General features: G+C 54.5%; 10 protein-coding genes. 5 read left to right on the forward strand and 5 right to left on the reverse strand.

Annotated elements, in window-relative coordinates:
* Positions 1-184: 184 nt before the first annotated feature.
* The 4 genes from dksA to HMPREF2675_RS00245 all read right to left on the reverse strand — a co-directional run bounded on the left by dksA (position 185) and on the right by HMPREF2675_RS00245 (position 2,964).
* Entirely contained in the window at positions 185-601 is a 417-nt protein-coding gene (dksA, locus tag HMPREF2675_RS00230) for an RNA polymerase-binding protein DksA (RefSeq protein WP_049344904.1), read from the reverse strand.
* 233 nt (positions 602-834) lie between these two features.
* Entirely contained in the window at positions 835-1,392 is a 558-nt protein-coding gene (locus tag HMPREF2675_RS00235) for a YggT family protein (protein ID WP_049344905.1), read from the reverse strand.
* Positions 1,393-1,394: 2 nt separating this feature from the next.
* Positions 1,395-2,192, reverse strand: a complete 798-nt coding sequence (gene proC / locus HMPREF2675_RS00240; RefSeq protein WP_049344906.1) for a pyrroline-5-carboxylate reductase — start codon at positions 2,190-2,192, stop codon at positions 1,395-1,397.
* A 76-nt stretch (positions 2,193-2,268) separates the two neighbouring features.
* The gene (locus tag HMPREF2675_RS00245) at positions 2,269-2,964 is read right to left on the reverse strand and encodes a YggS family pyridoxal phosphate-dependent enzyme (RefSeq protein WP_070813655.1); all 696 of its coding nucleotides are present in this window, start codon (positions 2,962-2,964) and stop codon (positions 2,269-2,271) included.
* A gap of 117 nt (positions 2,965-3,081) precedes the next feature.
* Between HMPREF2675_RS00245 and HMPREF2675_RS00250 the strand changes: the two genes are divergently transcribed.
* From HMPREF2675_RS00250 to yccS, 3 genes are all read left to right on the forward strand, one after another.
* Positions 3,082-4,128 carry a type IV pilus twitching motility protein PilT gene (locus HMPREF2675_RS00250; RefSeq protein WP_004519239.1) on the forward strand — a complete coding sequence of 349 codons (1,047 nt, stop codon included), beginning with the start codon at positions 3,082-3,084 and terminating at the stop codon, positions 4,126-4,128.
* Positions 4,129-4,214: 86 nt separating this feature from the next.
* A complete protein-coding gene (locus HMPREF2675_RS00255) occupies positions 4,215-5,444 on the forward strand; it encodes a PilT/PilU family type 4a pilus ATPase (protein ID WP_049344908.1) in 1,230 nt (409 codons plus the stop codon).
* Positions 5,445-5,608: 164 nt separating this feature from the next.
* Entirely contained in the window at positions 5,609-7,744 is a 2,136-nt protein-coding gene (yccS, locus tag HMPREF2675_RS00260) for a YccS family putative transporter (RefSeq protein WP_070813656.1), read from the forward strand.
* Between the two features lie 167 nt (positions 7,745-7,911).
* Here yccS and HMPREF2675_RS00265 read toward each other — a convergent pair whose 3' ends face one another.
* Positions 7,912-9,090 (reverse strand): phosphoglycerate kinase, encoded by a 1,179-nt coding sequence (locus HMPREF2675_RS00265; RefSeq protein ID WP_036493913.1) that lies wholly within the window; start codon positions 9,088-9,090, stop codon positions 7,912-7,914.
* 195 nt (positions 9,091-9,285) lie between these two features.
* On the opposite strand from HMPREF2675_RS00265, the gene HMPREF2675_RS00270 reads away from it, so the two are divergent.
* Both HMPREF2675_RS00270 and HMPREF2675_RS00275 read left to right on the forward strand, forming a co-directional pair.
* Complete coding sequence (locus HMPREF2675_RS00270; RefSeq protein WP_070813657.1) at positions 9,286-10,635, forward strand: M16 family metallopeptidase; 1,350 nt, start codon at positions 9,286-9,288, stop codon at positions 10,633-10,635.
* Between the two features lie 58 nt (positions 10,636-10,693).
* Complete coding sequence (locus tag HMPREF2675_RS00275) at positions 10,694-11,992, forward strand: M16 family metallopeptidase (RefSeq protein WP_070813658.1); 1,299 nt, start codon at positions 10,694-10,696, stop codon at positions 11,990-11,992.
* The last annotated feature ends 101 nt before the right edge of the window (positions 11,993-12,093 follow it).

A 12,093-nucleotide genomic window follows, 5' to 3' on the forward strand; every position in this document is an offset into this window, starting at 1 on the left:
ACCAGTCAACACCTTTCGCAAAATTATTTTCAGAAATTTAACCACTGCCCTGTTTTAACAGGGTTTTTATTTTATACAAAACTCCAACAAACTTCCTACACAATCCATACATACAAAAAAACACAAAAAAAGGCCGTCTGAAATGCTCTTTCAGACGGCCTTTTGAGGTTTCTATATCTATATTTTAGTCGGCGAACTGTTTTTTCATTCGTTCGCGTCGCTCTTGCGCTTCTACGGACAATGTCGCGGTCGGACGTGCCAGCAGGCGTTTGAGGCCAATGGGTTCGCCGGTATCGGCACAGAAACCGTAATCACCTTCGTCAATGCTGCGGATAGTCGCTTGCACTTTATTGAGAAGTTTACGCTCGCGATCGCGGGTGCGCAGCTCTAAAGCGTATTCTTCTTCTTGAGTAGCTCGGTCGGCTGGATCGGGAGCGGATTCGTGCTCTTGAAGATGGCCGGTAGTGGTGTTTGCATTTTCAATCAGCTCTTCTTGCATTTTAACCAGTAGTTCGCGGAAGAAGGCCAATTGGTCGCTGTTCATGTAGTCCTCTTCAGGACCATCCCAGTTTAAAATATCTTGTTCTGTCAGCTTTGCCATGGTGTCTGCTTTCGATTTGTTGTTAATGATTTGGATGCTACGGGTTTGCTTTTATTGGATTTTCTTAAATTTCCGTTTTGGAAATTGGGCGAATCATATCATGTTTTACCTATTCATTTGTTCCTTATATTTCGATTTGCACTTTTTTGCACTACCTTACATCTAAATGTATTAAAGCGCTTTTTAGGACGTTGTATTTTTGGTCGTTAATACCTGCTGCGCTTTCAGACGGCCTATTGAAGCAACCATAGGTTGGTTTGCTGGATAAGTTGGGGAAACCATCTGGCCAACCACAACCATAATAAGAGTGCCAACAAACTGCCTGAAAAATCGTATCGCCCTGCGCGCAAAAAGGAAAACGGTTTGAGCAATGGCTGCAGGATTCGTTCGATGGCATAAGTCAACGGCGAATAGCGGCCCTGTATGCTGGACACCATTCTAATAATCAGACCGATAAGTAATGTATAGGCCGCGGCTTTCAGCATATGGAGTGCGGCAAACCAGAAGTTTGCCAAAATCAGCTTATTGCTGATGGACAGCGCCGGCGAGATGAAAATAATGGCGGTACAGGCAAGGTAGTACACCAGAAAACCTGCGGGTAGGCAGTACCAATCGGTTTTCTCGCCGGATGGAAATGCTTTTTGCCAAGGTTTGGTCAGCCAGCCTGTTGCCTGTATGCTGAATTTGAGCAGGGGGTGTTCTGCTGCCAATCCTGCGTATCGGAGCAAAAAGCGTGTGATACACAGGATGGCAATAGCGTCTGCCAATAATAAGAGCAAGTCGCCGCGCATGTTCAGACGGCCTTATATTGTTGCGCCATTTCTTGCGAACGTTTGACGCAGGCTTCTACGCCCTGTTCGATGGCTTCGGCAACGTGACGGGCTTTGAAGGTTTCGATGGCTTCGTGTGTCGTACCGCCTTTGGAAGTCACGTTTTGCTGTAATTGTGCGAATGCTTCGCCGGTTTGTTCGGCCAAAGCCACTGCGCCTTTAAATGTGGTGAGGCTCAGTTCGCGTGCGTCTTGTTCGTTGAAACCTTGTGCCAAAGCCGCATTTTGGAGCGCGCCCAACAGATAGAAAACGTAGGCGGGGCCGCTGCCGCTGATGCCGGTAATATTGTGGAGTTGCTCTTCCTCGTTCAACCAAACGGTCGTGCCGACAGAGCGCATGATGCCGTCTGCGGCTGCGCGGTCGGCTTCTGAAACGCTTGCATCGGCAAACATACCGGATACGCCCAAACCGATTTTGGCCGGTGTATTGGGCATGATGCGCACGATACGACGTGTGCCGCCCAGATAATGGCTGAGGGTATCGATGGATAAACCAGCCGCTACGGACAACACCAGCGCGCCATTCAAACGAATGTTTTGACAGGCCGCCTGCATGTCTTGCGGTTTAACGGCGAGAATAAGGACATCGTCCGCACTCAATTCGGGCAGGTTTTCAGAAGTGGCTACGCCCAATTCTTGTACCAGTTGCGCTCGTCTTTCGGCGCCGCGTTCGACAATGTGGACACGATAGCCGTCTTGTTTGACCAAACCGCCTGCAATGGCAGTCGCCATATTGCCGCCGCCGAGAAAATAGATATTCATATATATGTCACTCCTTTGTGATATCGATCAGGTCGTCTGAAACTGCTGTCTGCCCTGTTCAGACGGCCTATTACTTTTATTGAGGATAATGCCGCTTGCCGAAAATCGCGCTGCCGATGCGGACATGGGTTGCGCCGCATTCTACCGCGATTGGCATATCTCCGGACATACCCATAGACAAAACATCTGCTTCGACGCCTGCCGCATTCAACTCGGCCAACAACCGCTGCATGGTATGAAACTGACTGCGCAACTCATCGTCGCTGCTGTCGGCCTTGGCCACACACATCAATCCGCATACTTTAATATTCGGCAACTTGGCCACTTCAAGGGCCAGCGCAATCGCTTCTGCGGGCGCTACGCCGTGTTTCGCCTCTTCCGCGGCAATGTTCACTTCAATACACACCTGCAACGGCGGCATTTCAGACGGCCTTTGTTCACTCAAGCGCCGCGCCGTTTTCAGACGGCCTATCGTATGCACCCAATGTGCGCGTTCGGCCACAAATTTAGTTTTATTAGACTGCACATCGCCGATAACGTGCCAAACAATATCCGGCAAATCGGCCAGCGTTTCCGTTTTTTCAAACCATTCCTGAATATAGTTCTCGCCGAAATCGCGCTGACCGGCCGCATACACTTCGCGGATGTCGTCTGCAGGAAACGTCTTGCTGACCGCTACCAGCTTCACCGCATCCGCAGGCCGTCCTGCAGCCTCAGCCGCCTGTTCAACCGCCCGGCATACGTCCTGATAGTTTTGTTGCAATACCGACATGGTTTTCTCCTTTAACCCGTTCATCACTCGGCATTTTGAAAATTTTACTTGGTCGAACGGATTTATCTATTTAAAATAAAGCGATTTTATTATTCTAAACCAAAACAAGGCCACATTATGCAGATTACCGACTTACTCGCGTTCGGCGTGAAAAACAAAGCCTCCGACCTCCATTTGAGTTCTGGCATTTCCCCCATGATACGCGTACACGGCGACATCCGCCGCATCAACCTGCCCGAGATGAGCTCGGAAGAAGTCGGTACCATGATTACCTCGGTCATGAACGACCACCAGCGCAAGCTCTATCAACAGGATTTTGAAGTCGATTTCTCATTTGAGCTGCCTAATGTTGCCCGTTTCCGCGTCAACGCCTTTATGACTGAACGCGGCCCGGCTGCCGTATTCCGTACCATTCCGAGTACCGTCCTGACGCTGGAAGAATTACGTGCGCCGCGCATTTTCCAAAAAATTGCCGAAAATCCGCGCGGTTTGGTCTTGGTAACCGGCCCGACCGGTTCGGGTAAATCCACCACGCTGGCGGCGATGGTCAACTACATCAACGAAACCCAACCGGCCCACATTCTGACCATCGAAGACCCGATTGAGTTCGTCCACCAAAGCAAAAAGGCGCTCATCAACCAGCGCGAGCTGCATCAGCACACCCACAGCTTCACCAACGCCCTGCGTTCCGCCCTGCGCGAAGACCCAGACGTGATTTTGATCGGTGAGATGCGCGACCCTGAAACCATCTCCCTCGCCCTGACCGCCGCCGAAACCGGCCACTTGGTTTTCGGCACGCTGCACACAACCGGCGCCGCCAAAACCATCGACCGTATTGTCGACGTATTCCCTGCAGGCGAAAAAGAAATCGTACGCTCCATGTTGTCCGAATCCTTGCGCGCCATCATTTCCCAAACCCTGCTGAAAACCCGCGACGGCAACGGCCGCGTCGCCGCACACGAAATCCTGATTTCCACACCGGCCGTGCGCAACCTCATCCGCGAGAACAAAATCGCCCAAATCAACGCCGCCCTCCAAACCGGTCAGGCCCACGGTATGCAAACCCTCGATCAAGCCCTGCAAACCCTTGTCCGCCAAGGTACCATCAGCCCCGAGCTGGCACGCAGCAAGGCGCAAAATATCGAAAACCTCTCTGTTTTCTAAACCATACTCAGGCCGTCTGAACACCATCATCCCGTTTTCAGACGGCCTTTCAGCCTGACCGAATACCCGTTTTAAAGAGAATCATCATGAGCGACCTCGCCCCTCTGCACGACCTGTTAAGCGAAATGGTGCAAGCCTACTCACAAAAAAACCAAGCACCGCACATCCCCACCCCGGCCGAAATCGGCACGCATCTTCACCCCCTGCTCGACCGCATGTGTGAAGAGGCCGAAAAACGCAACGCATCCGACATCTTCATCAGCGCAGGCTTTCCCCCTGCCATCAAAGTCGGCGGCACCCTCACGCCCATGCCCCACAAAGCGCTGACCGGCGCGGACACCGCCGCCATCGCCGAATCTACCATGAACCCCGACCAGCTCGAAGCCTTCAACCGCGACTGGGAAATCAACTATTCCGTCCAATCGCGCAGCAACACGCGCTACCGCGTCAACGCCTACCACGAGCAAGGCCGCGTCGGCATGGTATTGCGCCGCGTCAGCCAAGACATTCCCGAAATGAAGACCCTCGGTTTGCCCGAAAAGCTCCAAGAGCTTGCACTCGCGCCGCGCGGCCTGCTTATCCTCGCCGGCCCGACCGGTTCGGGTAAATCCACCACCATGGCCTCCATGCTCAACTACCGCAACCAAAAGCTGCCCGGCCATATCGTTACCATCGAAGACCCCATCGAGTTTATCTACAAACCTTGCCGCAGCATCTTCACCCAGCGCGAAATCGGCATCGATACCGACAACTGGAAAACCGCCGTTCAAAGCGCCATGCGTCAAGCACCCGATGTCGTCTGTATCGGCGAAGTCCGCAGCGAAGAAAGCATGGAATACGCCCTCCAACTGGCTCAAACCGGCCATCTGTGCGTTTTCACCATCCATGCTAGCACAGCCTCCCAAACCATCGAGCGCATCATCAACTTCTATCCGGAAGACCGCCGCCAACAAGTTTTGATGGATTTGGCGTTAAACCTCGTCAGCATCATCGGCCAACGCCTCACCACCAAGAAAAACCGCCAACGTACGGCCGTTACCGACCTCCTGCTCAACACTCCGGCCATGCAGGACTTGATTTTCAAAGGCGAATTGCTGGAAATCCGCGACCTGATGGCACGCTCCGGCAGCAACGGCATGCAGACGTTTGACCAAAACCTCTTCAACCTCTACGCACAAGGCCAAATCGAACTCAGCGAAGCCTTGCGCCAAGCGGTATCCGCCAACGATTTGCGCCTGCGCATCCAAATGCACGACGAGGGCAATAATACCGAACGCCTCTACGACCGCATCAGCGACCTCAACCTGATGACCTAATGGAGTAAGCCAAAAAGGCCGTCTGAACGGATGTGGAAACGAAATCAAGTATTTCCCCGTATCCGTTCAGACGGCCTTATCCCATTTAAAGCATTCTGAAACCGACTGAAAATCCTGTTAAAATCCAATCATTCACCTCATAACGAATAATAAACAACACCATCATGAAAACTCCGCCGCTCAAACCTCTGATCATTGCCTCCCTACCCGTCTTCGCCAGCGTATTCATCGCCGCCACCCTCGTTTGGCATTTCGACACGCCCAAACTGGTTATGCCCTTCGTACTCGGCATTATTGCCGGCGGTTTGGTTGATTTGGACAACCGCCTCACAGGCCGTCTGAAAAACATCGTCATCACCGTTGCCCTGTTTACCCTCTCCTCGCTGCTTGCCCAAAGCACCATCGGTACAGGCGTTCCCTTCATCTTGGCCATGACCCTGATGACTTTCGGCTTCACCATCCTCGGCACCGTCGGCCTCAAATATCGCACCTTCGCTTTCGGTGCGCTCGCCGTCGCCACCTACACCACGCTGACCTACACCCCCGAGACCTACTGGCTGACCAACCCTGTCATGATTCTGTTGGGCACTGTCCTATACAGCGTCAACACCCTGATCTTCCAAATCATCCTGCCCCACCGCCCCGTCCAAGAAACCGTCGCCAACGCCTACGACGCACTCAGCAACTACTTCGATGCCAAAGCCGACTTTTTCGACCCCGACGAAGCCGCATGGTTAGGCAACCGCCAAATCGACTTGGCCATGAGCAACACCGGCGTGATTACTGCCTTCAACCAATGCCGCGGCGCACTTTTCTACCGATTGCGCGGCCAACACCGCCATCCGCGTACCGCCAAAATGCTGCGCTACTACCTCTGCGCGCAAGACATGCACGAACGCATCAGCTCCGCCCACGTCGATTACAGCGAAATGGCCGAGCAGCTCAAAAACACCGACCTCATCTTCCGCATCCGCCGCCTTCTCGAAATGCAAGGCCAGGCGTGCCGCAACGTTGCCGCCTCCCTGCGCAACAACAAACCCTACGCATACAGCAAACGCCTCGGCCGCGCCATGGAAGGCTGCCGCCAATCCCTCAGCCATTTTGCCGAGACCCATGCCGACAATGCCAACCTCCACAACATCCGCCGCCTGCTCGACAACCTCAGCAGCGTCGATTACCAACTGCGGCAACTGCAAAACGATGCGTCCCTTGCCGAAAATGACAACGCCGACACCCGCATCGCCGCCCTTGAAAACACCAAGTTCCGCAATATCGGCGAGACCGTTCTCAGCCAGCTCAATTTCGACTCCGGCGTATTCCGCCATGCCACCCGCCTCTCCATCGTCGTGGCCGCAGCCTGCATCATTGTCGAAATCCTTCATCTCAACCTCGGCTACTGGATTCTGCTGACCGCCCTTTTCGTCTGCCAGCCCAACTACACCGCTACCAAAAGCCGCGTGTACCAACGCATCGCCGGTACGATTCTCGGCGTGATTGTCGGTTCGCTCGTCCCCTACTTCACCCCGTCCGTTGAAACTAAGCTCTGGATTGTCATCGCCAGCACCACCCTGTTCTTCATGACCCGAAGCTACAAATACAGCTTCTCCACCTTCTTCATCACCATCCAAGCCCTGACCAGCCTCTCGCTTGCCGGTTTGGACGTGTACCACGCCATGCCCATCCGCATCATCGACACCATCGTCGGTTCCGTGATCGCATGGGCCGCCGCCACCTACCTCTGGCCCGATTGGCGTTACCTCACCCTCAGCCACACCGCCGCCCAAACCATCACTGCCAACGGCCGCTATCTCGACGCCATCCTCGACCAGCTGCAAAACGGCAGCCGCGACGATTTCGACTACCGCCTCACCCGCCGCCAAGCCCACGAAAGCATCGCCGCCCTCAGCAGCACCCTGTCGGACATGAGCAGCAACCCGAAAAAATACCAAGACCGCCTGCAAGACGGTTTTACCCTGCTCAAAACCAGCTATGCGCTGACCGGCCACATTTCCGCGCTCGGCGCATACCGCGACCAAGTCCGAATCGACGGCAACGACAGCTTTGCGCCCTATGCCAAGCTGACCCACCACATCGCCGAGTTGCTGACCCAAATGCCCCAAACCGACCCTGAGGCTTTTGAAACGGCCATGACCCAAATCCGTCAGGAGTTTGCCGAGCTTGAGCAAAACACACAAGCGCAGCAAGACCACGTCCTCAAACACCAGCTCGACCTGATCATCCGCCAGCTTACCCCGTGCTATCAGGCATTGCACCGACAAGCCGACGTGGAGGTCGTCTGAAAAGAGCCGGACACTTTCCAGCCTGTTTAGCAACAAGTCTGCCAATCATTGGTGTTGAATCCAGCTAAACACTTCCTCAAATAAAAACCCAAAAACAAAAGGCCGTCTGAAACCTGATTTCCAGATTTCAGACGGCCTTTATTTTTAACAATCGATTTTAAAACCGATTATGCGCCGCGTTTTTCCAAAGCAGCAACGGCAGGCAACTCTTTGCCTTCCAAGAATTCGAGGAACGCGCCGCCGCCGGTGGAGATGTAGCTGATTTGATCGGTTACGCCGAATTTAGCAATTGCCGCCAAAGTGTCGCCGCCGCCGGCAATCGAGAACGCATCGCTTTGGGCAATCGCTTCGGCCAATACTTTGGTACCGCCGGCAAATTGGTCAAATTCAAACACGCCGACCGGGCCGTTCCATACGACCGTACCGGCAGCTTTGAGCAACTCGGCAAGTGCAGCGGCGGATTTCGGGCCGATATCCAAAATCATGTCGTCTTCGGCAACGTCAGCAATGTCTTTCACCACCGCTTCCGCATCGGCGGCAAAGGCTTTCGCGACAACCACGTCGGTCGGCAGCGGAACAGAGCCGCCTTTGGCCGCCATTTTCGCCATGATTTTTTTGGATTCTTCCACCAAATCGTGTTCGGCCAAAGATTTGCCGATGGCTTTGCCTTCTGCCAACAGGAAGGTATTGGCAATGCCGCCGCCGACGATGAGTTGGTCGACTTTATCCGCCAAAGATTCGAGGATGGTCAGCTTGGTGGACACTTTGCTGCCGGCAACGATGGCAACCATCGGATGAGCCGGTTGTTTCAGGGCTTTGCCCAAAGCGTCGAGTTCGCCCGCCATCAACACGCCGGCGCAGGCAACGGGCGCGGCTTGGGCAACGGCTTCAGTCGAAGCTTGGGCGCGGTGGGCGGTACCGAATGCGTCGTTAACGAATACGTCGCACAAAGAAGCGTAGGCTTTGCCCAGCTCCAAGTCGTTTTTCTTCTCGCCTTTGTTGATGCGCACGTTTTGCAACATCACGACATCACCGGCGTTCAAAGTTGGTTTGTTTTCACGCCAGTCGTTCAATACTTTCACGTCTTTGCCCAACAGTTTGCCCAAATGCGCGGCAACAGGCGCTACATCGTCTTCAGGATGGAATTCGCCTTCGGTCGGACGGCCGAGGTGGGTCATCACGATCACAGACGCGCCGTTGTCCAAGCAGTATTTGATGGATGCGAGCGAAGCACGGATACGGGTGTCGTCGCTGATGTTGCCGTCTTTGAACGGTACGTTCATATCGGCGCGGATCAGAACGGTTTTGCCTTGAACATTTTGTTCGGTCAGTTTCAAAAATGCCATGATGATTCCTTTGTGATGATTGGGAACGGGAATGTTTGGGATTATCCGCGAATGAGGCGCGACGGTAAAGATTGGCAACGGCCGTGCTTGATGTGAATCAGCAGATAAAGCCGCAGGCCGTCTGAAACATTCGGCCAATCTTTGCAGATTTTCCGCTATACTTTGGCGATTGATTTTCATTTTACGGATTGAACCATGTTACGCCGAATTGCTTTAATGCTTGCCTTCGCGCTGCCTGCCGCTTCATGGGCGCAGACGCTTTCTGAAACCCTGCCCAACGGTCTGAAAATCATCGTCAAAGAAGACCACCGCGCGCCTGTGGCCGTTTCGCAGATTTGGTACAAAATCGGCAGCGTGGATGAGAAACCGGGCAAAAGCGGCCTGAGCCACGCTTTGGAACACATGATGTTTAAAGGCACGAAAGACGTTCCCTCCGGCGAGTTCAATCGCCGCGTGTCCGAGCTGGGCGGGCAAAACAACGCCTACACCAGCCGCAATGAAACGGTGTATTACGAAAACGTCGCCGCCGCCAACCTGCCCGAGATTCTGAAGCTCGAAGCCGACCGCATGCACAACCTCAACTTCAGCGACAAAGAATTCCTCAACGAGATGAACGTCATCCGTGAAGAACGCCGCCAGCGCACTGAAGACACGGCCGACGGCAAAATGTGGGAGCAAGCCTATCTTGCCGCCTTTACCCAACCGTCGATGCGCGCCTCCGTCATCGGCTACATGAAAGATTTGCACACCCTAAAAGCCGATGACCTGCGCGCGTGGTACAAACAATATTACGCGCCCAACAATGCCGTATTGGTCATTGTCGGCGATGTCGATGCCAAACAAACGCTTCAGACGGCCGCCAAACTCTTTGGCGATATTCCGGCCAAAGCCCAGCCGCCGCGTAACAAGCTCCATACCGAACCCTATTTGCGCAAGCCTGTTACGGTCAAAGCCACTTCTCCGGTCACACACCAGCCGCTGATTGCCATCAACTTCCGTGTGCCGAAACTCCAAAAATTCGACGACGCAATGCCTTTTGCCCTCGACGTCCTCTCCGATATTTTGGCAGGCAACGCGTCCAGCCGTTTTGATAAAAACCTCGTGCGCGGCAAGCAAACCGCATTGAACGCAGGCACGCATTACGACATCATCAGCCGTGAAATGCCGCTGTTCAGCGTCATAGCCATGCCTGCCGAAGGCGTGAAAACCGATACTCTGATTGCCCAGCTGCGCCAAGAAATCAAAGACATTGCCGACAACGGCGTTTCCGAAGAAGAATTGCAGCGCGTCAAAACCCAGGCAGCGGTCAGCGAAATCTACGCCAAAGACTCCATGTCTTCCCAAGCCTCCATGATGGGCCGCCTCGAAGCGCGCGGTTTCCAATATACCGACGAACAAGAAATCCACCGCCGCTTACAGGCAGTCAGCGCGCAAGAAGTACAGGCCGCCGCCCGGATGTTGACCGACGAGCGCATGAGTACCGTCATCATCGAGCCGCAAAAACCTGCCGCCGCGCCAAGCAAAAAAGTTGCCAAACGCCGATAAACATCAGGCCGTCTGAAAGCCCATACCCTTTCAGACGGCCTTAACAGAAAGCCACAACATGAAACCCACCCTGCTCGCCCTTGCCCTCCTCCTGCCCTTAAGCGTCCAAGCCGCCACCGACATCCAACGCTGGCGCAACCGCGACGGCACCCAAATCCTCCTTGTCGAACGCCACGAAAACCCCATCATCGACCTTGAAGTCAGCTTCAAGGGCGCAGGCAGCGTCGCCAATCCGGACGGCAAAAGCCAAGTTGCCGAATTTACCGCCGCCCTCCTGACCGACGGCACCCAAGAGCTGGACGAAGAAGCCTTCAATGCCGAAGCCGACAACATCGGCGCGCACATCAGCAGCGACAGCAATGCCGAAAGCGCATCCGCAGGCTTCCGCAGCCTCAGCAAAGCCGACATCCGCGACAAAGCCGCCAACTTGCTCAACCACTCGCTGACCCGTCCGCGCTTTGACGAAACCGTTTTCCGCCGCCGTCAAATCCAATCCATTACCGGCTTGCAACAACAGGAAACCACCCCCGACTACACCGCCACGCGCGAACTGACCAAGCTCATCTACCCGAACCATCCCTACGGCAGCGGCGCAAACGTAACCGTTGACAGCCTCAAACGCGTCAACCTCGACGACATCCGCGCCTTCCACCGCACCCACTACGGCAAAGACAACGCCATCGTCGCCATCGTCGGCGACCTCAACCGCAAACAGGCAGAGCAACTGGTCGAGCGCGTCCTCAAAGACCTGCCAGCCAAAGCCACCGCAACCCACGCCATCCCGCCCGTTCCCAAACAAACCGCCCAACGCCGCGACATCCCCTTTGCCGGCACACAGGCACAAATCCTGCTCGGTACTTCCCTCTTCAAACGCCACGACCCTGACTACTACGCCCTCATTGCCGGCAACTACATCCTCGGCGGCGGCGGTTTCGACAGCCGCCTCATGAAAGTTTTGCGCGACCAACACGGCTACACCTACGGCGTATACAGCAGCCTCGCCCCGGCGACAGAAGAAGGCACGTTTGCCGTTTCCTACTCCACCCAAAAGAAAAACACCAAAGCCTCACTGGCCGACACCCAAGCCGTCATCGAGCAGTTTATCGCCGAAGGCCCGACCGAAGCCGAGCTGAAACAGGCCAAAGCCAACATCGTCGGCAGCTTCCCCCTGCGCTACGATTCTAACGACAAACTACTCAACTACCTGAGCCTGATCGGCCTCTACGACCTGCCCAACGACTACTTGGAAGCCTACCCCAAAGCCATCAACAGCCTGACCGTCGAACAAGTCCGCGACGCATGGCAACGCCGCGTCAAGTTCAAAGACCTCAACACCGTCGTTGTCGGTGCAGAATAAAACGCTTTAAAACAACAGGCCGTCTGAAGATTTTTTCAGACGGCCTGTTGTCATTCTGTCGGTTTGCTGATCTTGTCATTAGAGGCAACTCTAATCAATAA

It is taken from the genome of Neisseria sp. HMSC061H08, assembly GCF_001836795.1.
Classification (GTDB): domain Bacteria; phylum Pseudomonadota; class Gammaproteobacteria; order Burkholderiales; family Neisseriaceae; genus Neisseria; species Neisseria subflava_A.